Origin of the sequence: Agrobacterium vacciniicorymbosi, from assembly GCF_040427045.1 — a bacterium.
Classification (GTDB): Bacteria; Pseudomonadota; Alphaproteobacteria; order Rhizobiales; family Rhizobiaceae; genus Agrobacterium.
On record NZ_JBETMF010000002.1, the window covers coordinates 58,720 to 79,429 of the forward strand.

General features: G+C 58.9%; 18 protein-coding genes. 11 read left to right on the forward strand and 7 right to left on the reverse strand.

Features of this window, described 5'->3' with window-relative positions; all coding sequences use genetic code 11:
- Positions 1-115: 115 nt before the first annotated feature.
- The 4 genes from ABUK73_RS03445 to ubiA all read left to right on the forward strand — a co-directional run bounded on the left by ABUK73_RS03445 (position 116) and on the right by ubiA (position 5,980).
- Positions 116-2,428 (forward strand): Tex family protein, encoded by a 2,313-nt coding sequence (locus tag ABUK73_RS03445; RefSeq protein ID WP_353576054.1) that lies wholly within the window; start codon positions 116-118, stop codon positions 2,426-2,428.
- Between the two features lie 380 nt (positions 2,429-2,808).
- A complete protein-coding gene (locus ABUK73_RS03450; protein WP_353576055.1) occupies positions 2,809-4,065 on the forward strand; it encodes a cyclopropane-fatty-acyl-phospholipid synthase family protein in 1,257 nt (418 codons plus the stop codon).
- A 106-nt stretch (positions 4,066-4,171) separates the two neighbouring features.
- On the forward strand, positions 4,172-4,969 hold the full coding sequence (locus ABUK73_RS03455) for a MipA/OmpV family protein (RefSeq protein ID WP_353576056.1): 798 nt from the start codon (positions 4,172-4,174) through the stop codon (positions 4,967-4,969).
- 57 nt (positions 4,970-5,026) lie between these two features.
- Positions 5,027-5,980: a 4-hydroxybenzoate octaprenyltransferase gene (ubiA, locus tag ABUK73_RS03460; protein WP_353576057.1), complete on the forward strand. Its 954-nt coding sequence runs from the start codon at positions 5,027-5,029 to the stop codon at positions 5,978-5,980.
- Between the two features lie 64 nt (positions 5,981-6,044).
- Here the strand turns inward: ubiA and ABUK73_RS03465 are convergent, their stop codons facing one another.
- The 4 genes from ABUK73_RS03465 to ABUK73_RS03480 all read right to left on the reverse strand — a co-directional run bounded on the left by ABUK73_RS03465 (position 6,045) and on the right by ABUK73_RS03480 (position 10,292).
- A complete protein-coding gene (locus ABUK73_RS03465; RefSeq protein WP_353576058.1) occupies positions 6,045-6,611 on the reverse strand; it encodes a DUF6101 family protein in 567 nt (188 codons plus the stop codon).
- Between the two features lie 538 nt (positions 6,612-7,149).
- A complete protein-coding gene (locus ABUK73_RS03470) occupies positions 7,150-8,580 on the reverse strand; it encodes an FAD-binding oxidoreductase (protein WP_353576059.1) in 1,431 nt (476 codons plus the stop codon).
- 20 nt (positions 8,581-8,600) lie between these two features.
- Positions 8,601-9,578 (reverse strand): L-threonylcarbamoyladenylate synthase, encoded by a 978-nt coding sequence (locus tag ABUK73_RS03475; protein WP_353576060.1) that lies wholly within the window; start codon positions 9,576-9,578, stop codon positions 8,601-8,603.
- Positions 9,579-9,683: 105 nt separating this feature from the next.
- Positions 9,684-10,292, reverse strand: a complete 609-nt coding sequence (locus ABUK73_RS03480; protein ID WP_353576061.1) for a DUF6656 family protein — start codon at positions 10,290-10,292, stop codon at positions 9,684-9,686.
- A 323-nt stretch (positions 10,293-10,615) separates the two neighbouring features.
- Here ABUK73_RS03480 and ABUK73_RS03485 point away from each other — a divergent pair, with 323 nt between their 5' ends.
- The 4 genes from ABUK73_RS03485 to ABUK73_RS03500 all read left to right on the forward strand — a co-directional run bounded on the left by ABUK73_RS03485 (position 10,616) and on the right by ABUK73_RS03500 (position 14,241).
- Positions 10,616-11,860, forward strand: coding sequence for an aromatic ring-hydroxylating oxygenase subunit alpha (locus ABUK73_RS03485; protein WP_353576062.1), 1,245 nt, complete (start codon positions 10,616-10,618; stop codon positions 11,858-11,860).
- Positions 11,861-11,865: 5 nt separating this feature from the next.
- Positions 11,866-12,945, forward strand: coding sequence for a 2Fe-2S iron-sulfur cluster-binding protein (locus ABUK73_RS03490; protein WP_113088764.1), 1,080 nt, complete (start codon positions 11,866-11,868; stop codon positions 12,943-12,945).
- A 107-nt stretch (positions 12,946-13,052) separates the two neighbouring features.
- Positions 13,053-13,520, forward strand: a complete 468-nt coding sequence (locus tag ABUK73_RS03495; RefSeq protein ID WP_113088672.1) for a BA14K family protein — start codon at positions 13,053-13,055, stop codon at positions 13,518-13,520.
- Positions 13,521-13,746: 226 nt separating this feature from the next.
- Entirely contained in the window at positions 13,747-14,241 is a 495-nt protein-coding gene (locus ABUK73_RS03500; RefSeq protein ID WP_353576063.1) for a BA14K family protein, read from the forward strand.
- Between the two features lie 59 nt (positions 14,242-14,300).
- On the opposite strand, the gene ABUK73_RS03505 is transcribed toward ABUK73_RS03500, so the two are convergent.
- The gene (locus ABUK73_RS03505) at positions 14,301-15,296 is read right to left on the reverse strand and encodes a transporter (RefSeq protein ID WP_353576064.1); all 996 of its coding nucleotides are present in this window, start codon (positions 15,294-15,296) and stop codon (positions 14,301-14,303) included.
- Positions 15,297-15,549: 253 nt separating this feature from the next.
- On the opposite strand from ABUK73_RS03505, the gene ABUK73_RS03510 reads away from it, so the two are divergent.
- The 3 genes from ABUK73_RS03510 to ABUK73_RS03520 all read left to right on the forward strand — a co-directional run bounded on the left by ABUK73_RS03510 (position 15,550) and on the right by ABUK73_RS03520 (position 18,516).
- The gene (locus ABUK73_RS03510; RefSeq protein ID WP_353576065.1) at positions 15,550-17,334 is read left to right on the forward strand and encodes an acyl-CoA dehydrogenase; all 1,785 of its coding nucleotides are present in this window, start codon (positions 15,550-15,552) and stop codon (positions 17,332-17,334) included.
- Positions 17,335-17,343: 9 nt separating this feature from the next.
- Entirely contained in the window at positions 17,344-18,102 is a 759-nt protein-coding gene (locus ABUK73_RS03515) for a crotonase/enoyl-CoA hydratase family protein (protein ID WP_353576066.1), read from the forward strand.
- Positions 18,103-18,198: 96 nt separating this feature from the next.
- The gene (locus ABUK73_RS03520) at positions 18,199-18,516 is read left to right on the forward strand and encodes a hypothetical protein (RefSeq protein ID WP_353576067.1); all 318 of its coding nucleotides are present in this window, start codon (positions 18,199-18,201) and stop codon (positions 18,514-18,516) included.
- A 15-nt stretch (positions 18,517-18,531) separates the two neighbouring features.
- Here the strand turns inward: ABUK73_RS03520 and ABUK73_RS03525 are convergent, their stop codons facing one another.
- Both ABUK73_RS03525 and ABUK73_RS03530 read right to left on the reverse strand, forming a co-directional pair.
- On the reverse strand, positions 18,532-19,782 hold the full coding sequence (locus ABUK73_RS03525) for a class I SAM-dependent RNA methyltransferase (protein ID WP_353576068.1): 1,251 nt from the start codon (positions 19,780-19,782) through the stop codon (positions 18,532-18,534).
- Positions 19,779-20,531, reverse strand: coding sequence for a TlyA family RNA methyltransferase (locus tag ABUK73_RS03530; RefSeq protein ID WP_353576069.1), 753 nt, complete (start codon positions 20,529-20,531; stop codon positions 19,779-19,781). The genes ABUK73_RS03525 and ABUK73_RS03530 overlap by 4 nt, the downstream gene beginning before the upstream one ends.
- Positions 20,532-20,710: the final 179 nt, after the last annotated feature.

A 20,710-nucleotide genomic window follows, 5' to 3' on the forward strand; every position in this document is an offset into this window, starting at 1 on the left:
GCTGAAAGGTCAAGCGCAACCCATGCTTTTCTGTGGAATCGCGGAGGCTTCTTGTTGTCATGCCATAATCAGCATCTATGTTCGGGCAGATTTTTAAAACAGTTCAGAGAACCATATGTCCGCAGATAATGCCCGCATCGCCCCGACAATCGCTTCCGAGATCAATGCCCGCGCCGAACAGGTCAAGGCGGCGATTGCGCTGCTGGACGAGGGGGCGACCGTGCCCTTCATTGCCCGCTACCGTAAGGAAGTGACCGGCGGGCTGGATGATACCCAGCTTCGTACGCTGGCGGAACGGCTGTCCTATTTGCGAGAACTCAACGCCCGGCGCGCCTCCATTGTCGATGCCATCACCGGTCAGGACAAGATGACCGATGAGCTGATGGTCAAGATCGTCTCGGCCACCACGAAGGCGGAACTCGAAGACCTTTACCTTCCCTACAAGCCCAAGCGCCGCACCCGCGCCGAGATTGCCCGCGAGCGCGGGCTCGGACCGCTGGCGCAGGCCATCTGGGATGATCGCGCAGCCGATCCGGCCAAGCTGGCGCAGGCTTATGTTCAGGGTGAAGTGGCGGATGTGAAGGCGGCGCTTGAGGGCGCGCGCGACATCGTGGCCGAAACCATGACTGAGAATGCCGATCTGTTGAAGCGGCTGCGTGATTACATGCGCCACAACGCCACCTTCCGCGCCAAGGTCGTGGACGGCAAGCAGGCGACGGGCGAGAAGTTTTCCGACTATTTCGACCATTCCGAAAAATGGGCGACGGTGCCGGGCCACCGCGCCTTGGCGATGCTGCGCGGCTGGAACGAGGAAGTGCTGACGCTGACCATCGATGTCGATGCGGATGACCCGTCGCCCGTCAAACCGGCGCAGCGCACCATCGCCAGCGCCTTCGACATCCGCAGCGCTGGTCCGGCGGATGCGTGGCTGATGGAAGTTGCGGGTTGGACATGGCGCGTCAAGCTCTCCATGTCGCTGTCGCTCGACCTGATGCGCGAATTGCGCGAGCGGGCGGAAGAAGAGGCGATCCACGTCTTTGCCCGCAACTTGAAAGATCTGCTGCTGGCAGCCCCTGCCGGTTCGCGTGCCACCATGGGTCTTGATCCCGGCATCCGGACTGGCGTCAAAGTGGCGATCGTGGATGGCACCGGCAAGCTGCTGGAAACGACCACGGTCTATCCATTCCCGCCTAAAAACGACATTCGCGGCACGCAGGCGGAACTCGCAAGCCTGATCCGCAAGCATAATGTCGAACTGATTTCCATTGGCAACGGCACTGGCAGCCGCGAGACCGAACGGCTGGTGGCCGATATGCTGGGGCAATTGACCGGTGCAAAGCCCACCAAGGTCATCGTGTCGGAAGCCGGTGCCTCGATCTATTCCGCCTCGGCCAGTGCCGCTGCCGAATTTCCCAATCTGGATGTGTCGCTGCGCGGTGCCGTCTCCATCGCCCGCCGCCTGCAGGACCCCTTGGCAGAGCTGGTGAAGATCGAGCCGAAATCCATCGGCGTCGGCCAGTACCAGCACGATGTCGATCAGGGCAAGCTCTCGCGCTCGCTGGACGCTGTCGTGGAAGATGCGGTGAACGCTGTCGGCGTCGATCTCAACACAGCATCCGCCCCGCTTCTGTCACGCGTTTCCGGCCTTGGCGCATCGATTGCCGACGCCATCGTTCTGCACCGCGACCAGACAGGGCCCTTCGCTAGCCGCAAGGAGCTGCTGAAGGTTCCGCGTCTGGGACAGCGCACCTTCGAACAATGCGCGGGCTTCCTGCGCATTCCCAATGGCAAGGAGCCGCTGGATTCGTCCTCCGTGCACCCGGAAGCTTACGGCGTTGCGAAAAAGATTGTCGCCGCCTGTGGCCGTGACTTGCGTTCGGTGATGGGCGATAGCGCGGCGTTGAAGTCGCTTGATCCCAAGCAGTTCATCGATGAGCAGTTCGGTTTGCCGACCGTCAAGGACATCATCGCCGAACTGGAAAAACCGGGCCGCGACCCGCGCCCGAGCTTCAAGACTGCAACTTTTGCCGACGGTGTGGATGAAATCACTGACCTGAAACCCGGCATGGTGCTGGAAGGCACGGTGACGAATGTCGCCGCCTTCGGCGCTTTCGTGGATATCGGCGTGCATCAGGACGGCCTCGTCCACGTCTCGCAGCTGGCAGACCGCTTCATCAAGGACCCGCATGAAGTGGTGAAGGCTGGCGATGTGGTGAAAGTTCGCGTGGTGGAAGTGGACGTGAAGCGCAAGCGCATCGGGCTCACCATGCGCAAGGATGGCGGGGAGGCTGCTCCGCAGCCGATGCGCGAAAAGGGCAATGCCAACGCCATGCGCCACGCCAACGCCAAACCGCAGCAACGCACTGAGACGGCGCCACCCGGCGGTGCATTGGCGGCGGCTTTGGCTGAGGCGATGAAGAAACGGTGAGGGGTGAAACGCCTTCTTTCAGGGTGTGCGGGACGCGGATTTAGACGGTAGTGGGTGTGGCTTACCCCCCTCTGCCCTGCCGGGCATCTCCCCCTCAGGTGGGGAGATCAGCAAGACGCGAACGCTCACTCCATCCGCAGCGTTCAAGATGGGCGCAAGTTGGCTACGATGCGATCTCCCCCCTTGAGGGGGAGATGTCCGGCAGGACAGAGGGGGGTAAGCCACACCCACCACCCTTTCCATCCTTCAACCCCAAAACAACCCAAAAAACCAATCTGAAATCATTCAATTTTTTTGAAAATACCCCCGCTTGAAACTTTGCATGAAAGCGGTAGCTTAGCATTCAATTGATAAGTGAGACTTAGCTTATTGGGGGTGAAATGGCCTCGTCTTTGCATGCTCTGCTTGGAAAAATAGTCAAGACCGGCAATCTGGTCGTTACCGGCCCGGGAGGGCTGCAGATTTACGGTGATGGCACCGAAAAACGGGTCGGCCTCAACTTTACCGATGATGCGGCGATGGATGAGATTGCCGCCGATCCTGCGCTCAAACTGGCCGAAATGTATATGGAAGGGCGCATGGCTGTCGTTGAAGGCGACATCTATGACTTTCTGGCGCTGATCAAGAGTAACACGCTGAGCGAAGCGCTGACCTTCGGCATGATCTGGCGCGGCATGGCGCGCATCATTGCAGCCCGCATCAAGATGCATCTGCCGGTCAATCACAACAAGGACAATGTCGCACACCATTACGATCTCAGTGCCAAGCTGTTCGATCTGTTTCTGGACGAGGACTGGCAATATTCCTGCGCCTATTTCAACCCGCCGGGCATCAGCCTGTACGAAGCGCAGGTCGCCAAGAAGCGGCACATCGCGGCCAAGCTGATGCCGGAACCAGGCCAGCGCATTCTCGAAATCGGCTCCGGCTGGGGCGGTATGGCCATGTATCTGGCCGAAAGCTCCGATGTGGATGTGACAGGTATTACGCTGAGCGAAGAGCAGTTGCGGGTCTCACGCGACCGGGCGCAGAAACGCGGGCTGGCGGATAAGCTGCGTTTCGAATTGCAGGATTACCGCTATCTGTCTGCCGCGCAACCTTTTGACCGCATCGTTTCGGTTGGCATGTTCGAACATGTCGGGCCAACCCATTACCGCGAATATTTCAGCAAGGCTGCGGAATTGCTGGATGAAAATGGCGTGATGCTGATGCATTCCATCGGCCAGCCCTATCCGGCGCTGGCGACCAATCCCTTCATCGAAAAATATATTTTCCCCGGCGGCTATATTCCCTCGCTGGCAGAGGTTTTGCCAGCGGTTGAAAAGTCGGGCCTGCTGGTGCGCGATATCGAAATCCTGCCGATGCACTACGCCCACACGCTGCGCAAATGGCGCGAACGGTTCGTGGCGAACAAGGCAGAGGCGGTTGCCATTTACGACGAACGTTTCTTCCGCATGTGGGAGTTCTATCTGGCCGGGTCAGAAATGGCCTTCACGCATGAGAACTTCCATATTTTCCAGATTCAGCTGGCCAAACGTGGAGACGTGGTGCCTAACAACCGCGACTATATTGCCAAGAACGAGGCGCGGTTGCTGGAATTCGAGAAGACAAGACCACCGTTGGAAAAGGTGAGCTTTTAAAAAGCCGCAAAGGCGTCCAGATTTCGCCCTGCTGGTTAACAGGATGGAAACGGAATCTCTCTAATTCTACAGACCTCCAATGTATTGCGTTTTTCGGGGTCTTGTTATGGTCAGTTCAAAGACGGTGATTGCCGCCTGTGTGTTTTCGCTTTTTGCCGCTGGCCAAGCCTCGGCTGATGGCTGGTTTTCCGGCGACTGGTATTTGAAGCTGGGTGGAAAAGGCTTTTCCGCACCGAAATATCAGGGTGATAACAAGAACGAATTCCGCTTCGCGCCCATTATCGCTCTCGGTCGTGCAGGGCAGGGTGCCCGGTTCACCTCGCAGAACGATAGTGCCTCGGTCGCCCTTCTCGACAATGGCCCGATCAGCATGGGTATTGCAGGCCGGTTTGTGCCGTCGCGCGACTCAGGCGACTCCCGTGATCTGACCGGCATGCGCTCCATCAAATGGGGCGCGGAAGTCGGCGGTTTTGCCGAAGCTTATCCCACCGACTGGCTGCGCATTCGCGGTGAAGCGCGCCAGGGCATTCGCAGCCACACGGGTATCGTGGCCGATCTTTCCGCAGATGTCTTCACCGACCTGACACCGGATATTCAGATTTCGGCTGGCCCGCGCGCCACATGGGTCACTAAGAAATACAATGAACGCTATTACGGCGTCGATTCCGCACAGTTTGCAGCCGGTGCACCTTCGCCCTATTCGCCGGATGGCGGCCTGCATTCGGTAGGTGTCGGTGCGGCCATCAACTGGAAAGTCACCGAGAAGGCTGAGATCGGCTCCTTTGCCGAATATCGTCGCTTGATGGGTGATGCGGGCGACAGCACGCTGGTCAGCGAGCGCGGCTCCAAAAACCAGTTCGTGGTTGGCGTTCAGGCCAGCTACAAGTTCGGCTTTGGCCTCTGAGAGCCGTCTGATCGCTTTTGCTTGACGCTTCGTAAATGCCAGGCGTAGAACGCTGGCATGGTTGACCAAAGCGATCTTTCCGGCCGCGTTTCTGACGCGCCATCCAACAATTGGGTCTATCGGATGTTGCCGAGGACCCTTTGGCCCTATGCGCAGCTGGCACGCTGGGACCGCCCCATCGGCTGGGAATTGCTGATGTGGCCGTGCTTCTGGTCGGCAGCGATGGCGGCCAATGCGGCGCAGCATCTCGGCACCTTCTCCTGGGGCCTGCTGCTCTTCCATCTCTTCCTGTTTTTTGCCGGTTCGGTCGCCATGCGCGGTGCGGGCTGCACCTATAATGATCTGGTGGACCACAAGATCGATATGGCGGTGGCGCGTACCCGCTCGCGTCCCTTGCCATCGGGACGCGTCAGTCGCAAACAGGCGAAGATTTTCATTATCATTCAGGCGCTGGTCGGGCTTGCGGTGCTGTTGTGCTTCAACAGTTTTGCCATTCTCGTCGGCCTGTCGTCGCTGGTCTTCGTGGCGATCTATCCCTTCGCCAAGCGCTTCACCAACTGGCCGCAGTTCTTCCTCGGTCTGGCCTTTTCCTGGGGCGCGCTGATGGGCTGGGCGGGTCAATTCGGGTCGCTGTCGATCTCGCCGGTTCTGCTGTACGTCGGCGCCATCGCCTGGACGATCGGTTATGACACAATCTACGCCCATCAAGACCGGGAGGACGACACGGCTGCCGGCATCGGTTCCACTGCGCTTTTGTTCGGAGATAGGACACATGGCTGGCTGATCGGTCTTTATGGTACAGCCTTGGTCTTCATCTTTCTGGCGTTCCTGACGGCGGGTGTTAACTGGATCGGCTATCTCGGCCTCCTCGTTTCCGCCTTCCTGCTGTTCCGCCAGGTTAAGGTGCTGGATATCAACAATGTCGAACAATGCCTGGCGCTGTTCAAATCCAACAACCGCGTTGGTCTCCTGATTTTCGCCGGTCTGCTTTTGCCGCTGGTGATTGGCTGATACGAAAAAACCCGGCTGCGTCTTTCAACGCGCCGGGTTTTTCTTTTATCCGCAGCATGGTGGATCAGCTGCGGGCGATGATTTCCTTGCCCTGAATGCGCATGGTCATGCCCAGCGAACCGGTGCTGCGGCGCACGAGGAAGCGCGGGCGGCGGTCTGCGAAATAGGAATGGCGACGACGGGGGCGGGTGTTCTCGGTGCGGATATTGCCGAGGTGATCTTCCAGCGGACGGGCAACGCCATCGGCTTCGACCATCAGCATGGGAATGCGATACTTTTCCGACCAGCTGCGCCAATCGGCAGCGATGTCGCACAGGTCGTGCGCCACCAGCAGCGGAATGCAGAGATCTGGATCGTCATGGTGAAGTTCGAGCGTCACGGTGACCTGTCCGTCACCATGGTCGATGGCGCGGGCGGCAACACCCTTGAAGGCGCGTGCCGGAAGCGCGAAGGAAAGCGGAAGGCCGCTGGAATTCAAAACCTTGCGAAGGACTGCGCCGCGCTCGTCGAGCGTGATAGCGACATCGGCTGAACCCTTGTCCTTACCGTAGGTGAGCTGCTGCGGAAACCGCGTTGGGTCTAACCGGAGAGTAGCGCCTGCCCATTCGGGCTTCAGAACAGTGTTGGTCATATCATGCTATCCTTGTTTTACCTGAGAGCCGTTTCATGGTCTCGTCCGGGACTTTTCGTCCTCTGATAGGGAGAAGATAGCGGCGGCATCTTCGAGACAGCTTAAAAATCGAGGTTAAGAAAACTTTGCATTCCCAAATGGTTAGCAAAACACAGCCTGATAGGGTTTCGAATTCCTGAATTGATACGCAGGCCTTTGAGCCAGCGCGCACAGCAATATTGCCCATCCCCGTCACCCTGTTTGCTTGCGGTGCACGGCATTGCTGCCGCGCAACCCCTGCGTTTGAACTACGTTGCGCAGGGGAAGTCGGTTTCGACAATTGCCAAAAAGCTGAAAGCCAAAAATGAGCGGGGATTAGGTGGTCAGCGGGGAATTTGTGATCGGATGCGCAGCGGCGCTCAATCTCTTCCGTGATACCGGCCTTTGAGCCAATATGATGCAGCACAAGGTCTGCGAGGCGGAAGAGTCTTTTGCGATCAAAGACTTGATCGCGCGGGATACCGGGTCGAGCCCGGTATGACGGTTTTGGTGTTAAGTCCTATATTTTAACAACCTTGCCGGGGTTCATAACGCCCGCCGGGTCGAAGGCTGTCTTGATTCGGCGCATCAGGTCCATTTCGATACCGGGGCGGATATCGGCAAGCTCGTCACGTTTTAACTGACCGATGCCGTGTTCGGCGGATATCGAACCGCCATGGGAAAGCACGATGCCATGGACGATGTGGTTGATCTCGCGCCAGCGGGCGATGAACTCGGCCTTGTCGGCACCAACAGGCTGGGAAATGTTGTAATGGATATTGCCATCGCCCAGATGCCCGAAGGCGCAGATGCGCGCGCCGGGAATGGCCTGCAACACGCCAGCCTCGGCTTCGGCCATGAAGTTGGGGATTTTCGAGACTGGCACGGACACATCATGCTTGATGGAGCCGCCTTCCGGCTTCTGCGCATCCGACATGCTTTCGCGCATGTGCCACAGTGCCTGACGCTGCGCTTCGGAGGCGGCGATAACCGCATCCTGCACGATACCAGCCTCAAAGCCCTGCTCCAGCAGGGTTTCGATCATGGTCTGCGCCGTTTCAGCCTTGTCTGAGGTCGAGATGTCGATGAGCGCATACCATGGATGCGGCGTTTCCAGGGGATCGCGCACGCCGGGAATATGCTTTGCGGTGAACTCGATACCGATGCGCGGCATCAGTTCGAAGCCCGTCAGCGCCGCACCGCACAGCGTCGAAGCGCGATCGAACAGGGTGAGGGCATCTGCTGGCGAGTTGAGACCGGCAAAGGCGACCTGATGGCCTTTAGGCTTCGGGAAGAGTTTCAGCACGGCGCCGGTTATGACACCGAGCGTGCCTTCCGAGCCGATGAAGAGATCACGCAGATCATAGCCGGTATTGTCTTTCTTCAAACGACGAAGGCCGTTCCAGATTTCTCCGGTCGGCAGAACGACCTCAAGCCCGAGGCACAGTTGCCGCATATTGCCATATGCCAGAACAGCGGTGCCGCCTGCATTGGTGGCAAGGTTTCCGCCGATGCGGCAGGAGCCTTGCGACCCCAGCGACAGAGGAAACATGCGCTCCACCTTGTCGGCAGCCTGATGGACGGTATCCAGAATGCAGCCGCCATCCACGACGATGACATTGGCGACGGGATCGATATCGCGCACGCGGCTCATGCGCTCCAGAGACAGAATGACATCGCTGGCATCGCTGCGCGGCGTCTGCCCGCCGACAAGGCCGGTGTTACCCGTCTGCGGAACGATGGCCGTGCCGGTTTCGCTAGCGAGCTTCATGATGGCTGCGACCTCTTCCGTCGTGGCCGGCTTCAGCAGTAACGGCGAGGCACCCTTATAGAGGCCGCGATTTTCCACCAGATGCGGGGCCAGATCGGCCTGATCGCGCACGGCATTTTTCTCACCGACGATGGTCACGAAACGCTGGATCAGATCATCGGGCAGAGCAATCGTCGTCATGAGGTCCTCGGGGGGATTTGTCAGGGGCGGGGGGCTGCGGCACGCGCCAGCCGGTCGTTGATGGCTTCGCCTAGCCCTGTTGCCGGGATGGGCGTGATGGCGATGCTGCTGGCACCGCTGGCATCGGCGGTCTTGAGGTGATCGAAGAGATTGGTGGCCGCTTCCGCAAGATCGCCGCTGGTGCTGAGATCGAGAACGATTGCCGCGTTTTCTTCCCCAGCGACAGGCTTGCCACCGAAACGGATCAGCGCCTCGCCCTTTTCGACGGACACGGAATTCAGCCGCACGGATGCACCGGGCGCGTAATGAGAGGCCAGCATGCCAGGGGCTTCGATGGTGGCAGATGCCTTTTCCGGGCGGATGAGCGTAAGGCCGATGACCTTCTCGATTTCCTCTGCCACCAATCCGCCGGGCCGCAACAGCCGCACGGAGCCATCCTGTTCGACCTTAACGATAGTGGATTCCACGCCAACAGGTGCGGAGCCGCCATCCAGGATTAGGCCGACCTTCTCGCCCAGATCCGCCTCCACATGGGCGGCGCTGGTGGAGCTGATCTTGCCGGAACTGTTGGCGCTGGGAGCCGCCAGCGGCTTGCCGAAGGCGGCGATCAGGTCACTGGCGAAACCTTTGGGAATGCGGATACCGACCGTATCAAGGCCCGCCGTCGCCAGCGCATGGATCGTGCTTTCCGGTTTCAGCGGCAGGATGAGTGTCAGCGGTCCCGGCCAGAACGCTTCCGCCAGCTTGCGCGAGATGGGATCGAAGACCGCATAGTCTTCCGCCATCGCGATGCTGGCCATATGGCAGATCAGCGGGTTGAACTGCGGGCGTCCCTTGGTTTCGTAGATGCGGGTAATGGCGGCGGGGTTGGTTGCATCGGCGGCAAGGCCATAGACCGTCTCCGTCGGAATGGCGACGGGATGGCCGGACGATAGCACATCGACAGCCTCGCGAAGCGCCGTCTGCCTGTCCTGTTCGATGTGAATATGACGCGCCATGAATGCTGCACCCAATGATGCGCGTCGCTGACAAGCGCCGCACGGTTTTGCGCGGCATGCTTTAGAGGTTTTCAGCCGGATTGGAAAGCCGTTTGCGGCGCAGGCTTATAGTGTGCGGATGAACTTGCGCATTTCATTAGAGCGCGTACCCAGCATCAGCACGTTCTTCAGCGCGATTTTCGGGTCGCTGGTGCGAAACAGCAGACCATCGCGGTGGACGGATTTGTTGATCTGCACCGTTTTGTCACCGGCCATATCCATGGCGATGGCGAAATACATGCGCGACTGGCGCGGATCGATATTTTCGAAGAATTGCTCGTCGCCGCACAGTTCGGAAAAGAAATTGGCGAAGTAGAAGGAAAACAGCACCGGTGTCTTTGCATCGAAACTGGTGCGCGACGCGGTCACATGGCAGTAGCCCAGATGCGGAAGTTCTTCGATGGTGCGGTGAAACACCATTTTGGGAAAGCGGATCGAACTGTGAAAGGAATCGAGCCGGGAATGGGTCATTTCACCGGCAGCCTGAAGCTTGCGACCAGTGATTTCCGCAACCTGATCATGCGTCAGATAGCGCGGTTCGCGGGGAACCCACCTCTCTTCGTAGCGGGCGATCTTGCCAGTGCGCAGGAAGTCCGAATGAGCGGTTTTCGAACGTGTCGGAGCCGCCTTGCCTGCGTTCGCATCGAAGTAGCGGATTTGCGTTCCCTTCTCCATTGGGAGAACTCCTGTTGCCTGTCCCCATGTTTTTACGGGAAGGGGGTTAAAAATCCCTTGTTGCGGCATGGTAGATGTTAAGGATTGGCACCAGCGGCTTTTGCGTCATATTGCGACGGATTTTTCCGGTAAACGGAGAATAAGCCGCTGTTTTCCTAACGAAATTACGGGTTATTGCCTTTATGCGACATGTCGCAAATTGTCGCCAATGCGGAAGCCGATGTCGCTGTATGTGGTGCTGAAGAGCGGTGCGAATGATTAGATAATTCCCTGTAAAGCGGCATAGGACTGGAAGCTCGCCGCGACTTTTCGAGGACATGGCCATGGATTTGCGTGAAACCGTATTGCGCCAACTGAAAAACCGTCGTGAGGGCTTCACGCTGGAGCAGCCTTTCTACGTGGATCAGGACTATTTCCAGCTGGACATGGAAAACATCTGGTACCGCGACTGGCTGTTTGTGGCGCATGATTGCGAAGTGCCGAAGGCTGGCACCTATCTCACCGTGCAGATCGGCGAATATGCCGTCGTCATCGTGCGCGGCAAGGATGGCACCATCCGCGCCTTTCACAATTCCTGCCGTCACCGCGGTTCGCGCGTCTGCACCAGCCAGAAAGGCCAGTCCGCCCGCCTCGTCTGTCCATATCACCAGTGGACCTATGATCTGGATGGCAAGCTGCTGTTTGCCCGCCACATGGGCGAGGATTTCAATAAGGAAAACTTCGGCCTGAAGCCGATTGCCTGCGAATCCGTCGCCGGTTACGTCTTCATCTGTCTGGCCAATGAGCCGATGGATTTTGCGCCGGTGCGCGCCGAAGTCGAAGCCTATATGGCGCCGCACCGCATCTGGGAGGCCAAGGTCGCCCATGAAAGCACGATCATCGAAAAGGGTAACTGGAAGCTGGTGTGGGAAAACAACCGCGAGTGCTACCATTGCGCCGCAAACCACCCGGAACTCTGCCGCACCTACCCGGAAAACCCCAGCGTCACCGGCACAGATGGCGGCGCGAGCGACCCGGAAATCGGCGGCCACTGGGCGCGCTGTGAAGCCGCTGGTCTGCCCAGCCGCTTCAAGATTGACCCCAAAGGCCAGTTCCGTGTGGCGCGCATGCCGCTGATCGGCGAGGCCGAAAGCTACACCATGTCCGGCAAGCGCGCCGTGCGCCGCCCGCTCTCTGACGATGTGACCATCGACCATATCGGTGCGCTGCTTCTGTTCCATTACCCCACGACCTGGAACCACTTCCTGGGCGACCACCTGATTTCCTTCCGCGTACTGCCGCTCGGTCCGCAGGAAACGCAGGTCACGACCAAGTGGCTGGTGCACAAGGATGCCGTCGAGGGTGTGGATTACGATCTGGAAGACCTGACGCATGTCTGGAACGAGACCAACGATCAGGACCGCCGCATTGTCGAAGAGAACGCTTTCGGCATCCGCTCGCCTGCCTATGAGCCCGGCCCTTACTCGATGGAAGATGAGGGCGGCGTTATGCAGTTCGTGAACTGGTATTCTGATTTCATGATCGACCGTCTGTCGGGCGACAAGCAAAAACTCTCGGCTGTCGCATGACCGCAATGAACATGAAGACGACATACAAGCATATCGATGAAATGAAGCCGTGGAGCGACAAGCTCCATATGCTGGAATGTATTTCGGTCACACCCGAAACGCCTGACGTGATGACATTCCTGTTCCGCTCCGAAGGTCCGAATTGGTTTCGCTATCTGCCGGGCCAGTTCGTGACGCTGGAACTGCCGGTGGGGCCGGAGCCGCTGTTTCGCACCTATACGCTGTCCTCCAGCCCGTCGCGTCCCTATGCGCTGGCCGTCACCGTCAAGGCGCAGGCCACCAGTGTCGGCACGCGCTGGATGTTTAATAATCTCAAGCCGGGCATGCGCATTCGTGCGCTCGGGCCGCTGGGGGATTTCTCCTATGTGCGCCATCCGGGCGACAAGTATCTGTTCATCTCGGCAGGTTCCGGCGTCACGCCGATGATGTCGATGGTGCGCGATATGAGCGACCGCGCGCCGCAAAGCGATATCTCCTTCATCAACTGCTCGCGCTCCCCATCCGACATCGTGTTCCGGCACGAGCTGGAATATCTCGCGCGCTTCATGCCCAACCTGTCGCTGGGCTTCATTGTCGAAAATTGCGGTCGCACCGATCTCTGGTCGGGGTTGAAGGGCATGGTGGATAAGGCAAAGATCGCGCTGCTGTCGCATGATTTCATGGATCGCACCGTGTTCTGTTGCGGACCAGAGCCCTTCATGGCCGCCATTCGCTCCATGCTGGAAGCCTCCGGCTTCGATATGGCGCGATATCATCAGGAAAGCTTCTCTCCGGCCATGCCGGTTGCGGTCGGCGAAAGCGATCTGCCTGACGATGGTGAAGTGCTGGCCAAGATCGGCTTCACCCTGTCCGGCAAGGATGTGCCGTGCCAACCGGGCCAGACCATTCTAATGACGGCGCGTGCCGCTGGCGTGCGCATCGGGGCTGCCTGCGAATCCGGCATATGCGGCACCTGCCGGGTGCTGAAGCTCTCGGGCGAAGTCGAGATGAGCCACAATGGCGGCATTCTCGATGAAGACATCGAGGAAGGGTATATCCTCGCCTGCTGTTCGCGTCCTTTGACGGATGTGCAAGTAGAAGCCTGATTATACTTGGTTCGATTTTTGCACAATGGAACCAATAGCGAATTTTCCCGTTAGTTGATCATCGAAGCGCGGTCTCAACGCGTAGTGTCATAACACGGAGGAAATTCATGCTGAATTTGCGCAAGACGAGCGTTGCTACAGCTCTTATCATGGTTTTGACGAGCTTTACGCCGTCTCAGGCATTCCAGGTCCCGGTTCCCATGCCGAAGCCTGTTCAGGCATCGACTGAGAATGTCGTGCAAGTGCAGTATCGTGATGGCGAACGCCGCTTCTATCGCGATCGTTCCTATCGTCACCGCGATCGCGATTTCCGTCGTCCATCGCGTGAGGGCTATTACAATGGCCATCGTGGCTACCGCGAATATCGCCGTGGTTACCGTCAGCATAACGGCTTCTGGTTCCCGCTGGCAGCGTTCGCCACAGGCGCGATCATTGGTGGTGCAGCATCGCAGGCCCGTCCGTCTTACGGCAGCAGCCATCAGCAATGGTGCGCAAGCCGTTACCGTTCGTACCGCGCGTCGGACAATACCTTCCAGCCGAACAATGGTCCACGCCGCCAGTGCGTTTCCCCATAAACTGAACGATTTTAAAGGGAGCCCGGCAAATGTCGGGCTTTCTCTATTTTATTTATTATGAGCCATCAAGTTAGTGTGAACACGTTGTTAATGCTGGGTTCAGATAGCCATTTATAATCTACTAACATATAAATAATCCCGCATTTCGCGGGAACCGATACACAAGAAGAACGTCGTTATTCACAATGTGCCGGCAGAATATCCGGCCGTGGATGGAGGAAATCAGATGCAGAATTATATGAAAACTATCTGGGCTGCCGGCTTCTCGGTTCTCGCTGCTGCGGGTTCCGTCGTGCCCGCACAGGCCATGCCCATTTCCGTCACTCCGCCTGCGGTTGATAAGGCCGACACTGGCGTGGTGAATGTTCAGTACTGGCGTGATCGCGGCTACCGTCGTGACTATCGTCCGGGCTATTACGGTGGCCACCGTGGCTACCGCGAATATCGTCCTGGCTATCGCCACCACAACGGCTATTGGTTCCCGTTGGCAGCCTTCGGTGCCGGTGCGATCATTGGCGGCGCGCTTGCCCAGCCACGTGAAGTCTATCGCCCTGTGCCGGAATATCGCCCACGTCCGGTCTACCGTGCGGCTCCCCGCGCTGGCCTCAGCCAGAGCCATGTGAACTGGTGCTTCGGTCGCTACCGCTCTTACGATGCCTATAGCAACACGTTCCAGCCTTACAATGGCCCACGCCAGACGTGCTATTCGCCTTACGGCTGATCGATTGACAAAGTGAAGCGAGAAACGCCGTCCGGCTCCATCCGGGCGGCGTTTTGCATTTAGAGAATGCCGACGCGTTTCAGGATGAACCAGGCAAACAGGATCGAGGCCGCGATGAAGCTCGCAGCATAGATCGTACCGCTTGTGCCCTCGGTGAAGGGCAGGGCGCCGGTGTTCATACCAAAGAAGCCGGTGACCAGTGTCGGCGGCAGAAGAAACGCCGTCATCAGCGATAGAATATAGAGATGTCGGTTGGTTTCGGAGGAGAGCTTCGAATCCACTTCTTCATGCAGTAGTCTCGCCCGCTCCTGAAGCGCATAGACATCGTGGTCGATGGATTCCAGCCTGCCGGTCAGTCGCGCAGCAATCTCTTCAAAGCCGAAAGGCATTTCCTCGTCATCCGCCGCAGAAGCTCTGCGCATCAGGGTCAGCACCGTGCGCAGATGTCGGTGCAGGCGAACGACCGTACGGCGCACGGGGGCAAGCCTGCGGCGTTCATCGCGCGGGGTGCTGTCATAGACGAAGTCCTCGATGGCATTCAGCTCTTCCGTCGTCTCCATGACGAGTGCAATCAGGCTGCGCTGAAACTCTGCCACCAGTCCTTCGAAGACATGGGATGGCGTGGAGTAGCGCTTCGGGTTCTTGTCGATGGCGGCACGCAGCCGATCCACGGAGCGCAGCGGCTGCAGGCGCGTGGTGATAATGTAGCGTTCACCCAGCGCGAAATGCAGCCAGCCGATATCGCGGGTTTCCTGATCGAACTCACGCTGGAAATCCACCAGCGTTCCGTAGAGCGCCCCGTCATCCACCACGATGGAGGGGTGGGTCTCATGGGTCGTCAGATTGCCCTTGATGCTCTCATCCAGCCCCTGCATGTTCTCCAGAAAGCTGGCAACGCGGCTATCTGCGAGATTGAGGTGCAGCCAGAAAAAACCGTCTTCCGTCTGAAGCTCGGCCAGTTGCACATCCGGTGCAAGCCGGGTGCATGGCTCGATGCCGGGGCGAAAGCGATAGGCCCAGACGAGACCGGGAATGGCGGGATGCGGAATATCCATGGGCGTTATCCTGAACGGGCAATCGCGGCGGGCAGCGGTAAAATATCCCGCTTTTGCGACGATATCATGCAGACCAGAGTTTTGTGACAGTTTGATTACAGGAGTGGCGAATGCTGTGCGCAGTAGCCGCCGATGAGTACGCGATGACAGGGAAGTTGATCGCAGTGCAACTTTTTCAAATTGACGTTTACGTAAAAATCATTTAGCCCCGAAGGCTATCGCATTGCAGGCAGACGCTTCGGGAGGAGGCAGGATGTATACCGCACCGGTCGACGATATCGCTTTTACGCTGAAACATGTGGCAGGTCTCAAATCAGCGCTGGAGGACGGCGCGTTCGGTGATCTCGATGAAGATACCGTCGATGCCATTCTTCATGAAGCCGGTCGTTTTGCCACCGATGAGGTCGCACCGCTTGCCGAGATTGGTGACAAACAGGGCTCCAAGCTGGTGGACGGAGCAGTGCGTACGCCGGATGGCTGGGCCGATCTTTATCGCCGCTGGGCCGAAGGTGGCTGGAACGGCCTGACCGCGCCGGAAGAATTCGGTGGGCAGGCGCTGCCGCATCTGCTGAATGTCGCGGCGCTGGAAATGTGGAATTCCGGTTCCATGGCCTTTGCGCTATGCCCGACGCTGACCATGGGGGCTGTAGAAGCAATCGCGACCCACGGCAGCGATGATCTCAAGGCAACCTATTTGGAAAACCTGGTGTCCGGCGTTTGGACCGGCACCATGAACCTGACCGAGCCGCATGCCGGTTCTGATCTGGCAGCGCTGAAATCGCGGGCAGAACGCGTCGGTGACGGCAGCTACCGCATTTTCGGTCAGAAGATTTTCATCACCTGGGGCGAACACGACGCAGCCGACAACATCATTCATCTGGTGCTGGCACGCCTGCCGGATGCGCCAGCGGGAACGCGCGGTATCTCGCTGTTCCTCGTGCCGAAATTCCTTCCCGATGCGGCGGGCAATCCCGGCGAACGCAACGACCTGTTCTGCCATGCGCTGGAACACAAGCTCGGCATTCACGGGTCTCCCACCTGCACGATGATTTTCGGCGATGGTCGCTACGGCGCTGAAAAGGGCGCCATTGGCTGGATTGTCGGTGAAGAGAACAAGGGTCTCGCCTGCATGTTCACCATGATGAACAATGCGCGTCTGGCCGTCGGCATGCAGGGTGTTGCGATCTGCGAGGCGGCAACGCAGAAGGCCATCGCCTATGCCAGGGACCGCACGCAGGGCAAGGCACCCGGCACCAAGGCGACCGGCATGAGCCCGATCATCGAACATCCCGATATCGCCAGAACGCTGCTGACCATGAAGGCGCTGACTCAAGGGTCTCGCGCCATTTCGTTCTCCTGCGCCCACGCCATCGACATGAGCCACGCTGAGGTCGATGCCGACAAGCGTAAGTTTTGGCAGGAGCGTGCAGCCCTTCTGACACCCATTGCCAAGTCCTTTTCCACCGATGCCGGTGTGGACGTGGCATCGCTCGGCATTCAGGTGCATGGCGGCATGGGCTTCATTGAAGAAACAGGTGCGGCGCGTTACCTGCGCGACGCCCGCATTGCTCCGATCTATGAAGGCACCAATGGCATTCAGGCCATCGACCTCGTCATGCGCAAGTTGCCGCTCTCCGAGGGCTCGCAGGTGCGTGGTTTCATCGCGGAGCTGAAGGAACAGGCGCAGGCCATTCACGCTTCCAACACGCCAGAGCTGGGCGAGACCGGGCGTTATCTCGACCAGAGCATCACCGATCTGGAAGACGCGACCGAGTGGCTGTTGGATGCCTTGGCGAAGGGCGAAACCGCTGCTGCACTGGCCGGTGCCACGCCATATCAGCGGCTGTTCGGACTGGCGCTGACGGGCGCCTATCTCGCCAAGGGGGCGCTGGCATCGGTTGATGACGGACAGGGGGCAAGCCGCACAGCGCTGTGCCGCTTCACCGCCGAAAACCTGCTGGCGGAAACGTCTGCGCTGAAAGACCGCGTAATATCAGGTGCCGCGAGCCTAGAAGCGGCCCGTGCCGTGCTGGGTTAAGGAGTTTCCATGTCTGCCGAACATATTCTTGTCGAACGTCCTGAAACCGCACCCGGCGTACAGGTCATCCGCTTCAACCGCCCGGACAAGAAAAATGCCATCACGGACGCGATGTATCGTAGCATGATCGAGGCCTTGCAGGCGGCAGATGCCGATGCGGACATCCGTGCCATCGCTTTCCTTGGCTCCGAAGGCTGCTTTACAGCAGGCAACGACATGGCCGATTTCATGGCCTTTGCCATGTCCGGCGGTAAGGGTCGGCTGGCAGCGGGGGATTTCCTGCATGCACTCGTCAGCGTCGGCAAACCCATCGTTTCCGGCGTCGATGGGCTAGCCATTGGCATTGGCACGACGCTCAACCTGCATTGCGACCTCACAGTTGCCTCCAGCCGCAGCCTGTTTAAGACACCTTTCGTGGACTTGGCGCTGGTGCCGGAAGCGGCGTCCAGTCTGCTCGTGCCACGCATCATGGGCCATCAACGCGCTTTCGCGCTTCTGGCCGCAAACGAAGGCTTTTCGGCAGATGAGGCATTGCAGGCCGGTTTGATCTGGAAGGTCGTGTCGGCAGCTGAGGTGGAGGCTGAGACCTTGAAGATTACCGCAAAGCTTGCTGCAAAACCACCGCAGGCACTGAAGATCGCTCGTGATCTGCTGCGAGGCGATGGCGCGGAGGTGCGGGCAAGGATCGATGCGGAAATCGTGCATTTTGCCGCGCAGTTGCAGAGCGCCGAAGCCAGAGCGGCGTTCGAGGCATTCATGCGCCGTTAAGCGTGGCTGGTGAAAATTGGCATCTCTTATGGAATTGCAAAACAAGGCTGTTTAGTCTTTGCGCAACAACACCCGCCTTTCAAGAAAGCCGCCACCATGCGCAATATCGTTTTCGCAACGCTCGCCCTAGTCTCACTTTCCAGCATCGCGGAAGCGGCCAGCTTCCAGCCGCCGCTGATGTCGCAGCCTGCGCAGAGCGATGTCATTCAAGTGCAGAATTTCAACAGCCAGGCAGGTCAATCCAACCGCAACAACAATGACCGCCGCCGCCCGCGCTTCGTTTGCGTGGTGACGCCACCCGATAGCGCCAACCGCTCGCGCCCCTACGTCTGCCCGGTGCAGCAGGGCCGCGTCGGCGGACGCTGCCGTTGCGATGGCGTGGTGGGGAATGGCAATATCGATACGGTTTGGTGATGAGGGAGAAGTAGCTTACTTCTCCAGCGTCGCAACCGCTTCCACATGCGGCGACCAGAGGAACTGGTCGATGGGTGTCACCTTGGTCAGGCGGTAGCCACCCTCCACCAGAATGGCCAGATCGCGGGCCAAAGACAGCGGGTTGCAGCTGACAGCGATGATCTTCTTCACGCCGCTCTTTGCCAGTTCCTTGCATTGGGCTTCGGCACCCGCGCGCGGCGGATCGAAGACCACGGCATCGTAGTTCTTCAGTTCCTTGGTGGTCAGAGCGTGGCGAAACAGGTCGCGCTTTTCAATCGTGACGGGCTTCAGGCCTTGCGTGTTGCGGGCCGCGAGATCCAACGCCTTCAGCGCCTTGTCTTCCGCCTCCACCGCATGCACCTTGCCAAGACGGGCAAGCCGCAGCGCGAATGTGCCGGAGCCGCAGAAAAGGTCGGCGATGCGCTTGGATTTGCCGACATGCGCCAGCACCAGTTCCGCCATCGCATCTTCCGCCTGCTTGGTGGCCTGCGCGAAGCCGCCAGATGGTGGCGAAATCATAACGCCATCGAAATCGATCATGGGCTTTTGCGGCTCGATCAGGATTTCACCGGCAATCGAAACGCGTGCAATGCCGCGCGTGGCCAGCGTGATTTCCGTCGCCGTTCTGCGCTGCTTGTCGTTTGGCGCCTTGATGCCTTCAAAGGAGATATCGAGCCCGGTCCGCGTTTCCATAACGGTGATGCGGAATGGCTCCGCGCTCGACGCCAGCGGCAGACCAATGGCCCGGATGGTGTCCAGACGCGAGATGATACCATCCGACGCGATGGGACATTCTTCGATGGCAACGATGTGATGGCTGCCGGCCTGGCTGAAACCGAGAAGGAGGCCTTTTTCCGTTTTGCGGGCGGTAAAGACGACGCGGCGTCTCTCGCCCGGACGACAGTGCACCAGCGCATCGACTTCAACCTCTAGCCCCTTGGACTTCAGTGCGGCAACGACAAGGCTGCGCTTGAAGACGTGGTAGGGCTCATCGGCCATATGCTGCAACGAACAGCCACCACAGGTGCCGTTCTTGCCATCCGGCCCGAAGTGGCGGCAGGCAGGCTCGCGCCGCTCGGGGGCGGCCTCGGCAATGGACATGACCATGCCTTGGTCCTTGACGCGGGCAATGGCGACGGTTTCACCCGGCAATGCAAAGGGCACGTAGACCGTGCCCTCGGGACAGTGGGCAATGCCGTCGCCCTGCGCGCCCAGACTCTGTATCTTCACGGTTTGGGTGCTCATGGCTTTTTGCCTCCGAGAAGGAATTCGACATTGCCATCGCCGCCTGCAATGGGTGACGGGATAAGGCCAAGGCTGACCCAGCCCATGTCCTCCACCAGCCAGCGCTCAAGCTCTGCGGCGACATCGGGTGCGGTTTCCGGTTCCTTCAAAAGACCAGCCTTGCTGATCGCATCACGACCGGCTTCGAATTGCGGCTTCACCAGCAACACGGCAAGCGCGCCGGGCTCCGCCAGTTCAAGGGCAGGGGCGAGCGCCAGCTTCAGCGAGATGAAGGACACGTCCGACACGATGAAGCTGATCGGTCGGTTGTCGATATCGTCACTGGTCAGAAAGCGGGCATTGAAACCTTCGATGCTGGTGACGCGTCGGTCGTTTTCAATGCGCGGATGGATCTGGCCGTGGCCGACATCGATGGAGGTGACGTGGGACGCACCGCGTTTCAGCAGAACTTCGGTGAAGCCGCCGGTGGACGCGCCGACATCGAGACATTCCAGATTGCGGGGCTCCAGCTGGAAATGGTCCAGCGCAGCGACCAGTTTCAAGGCCGCGCGCGAGACATAATCCTGCGCCGGATCGCTGACTTCGAAGACGACATTTCCGGGAAATGTCAGGCTAGGCTTGGTGACAACCTTGCCGTTGACGCGCACGGTACCGCGCTCCACTGCATCGCGTGCGCGGGAGCGGCTGGCAAACAGGCCGCGCGATACCAGAAGCTGGTCCAGCCGGTGATTTTCAGATGAATTAGACATGGCCGTGTCAATGACTGTCAAATGCCCGCAAGGCAAGCATTTTATGCGTGTGAGCCCTGAGACAAAGGGCAGACTGCCATGTGAATATGCAGCATCCATAACTGATGTCTGCAAGTTTAAGCGAAAATAAACGGCTTTATTGCAGTCTATGGCTAAGCTGAGTTGATCTCATCACGTCT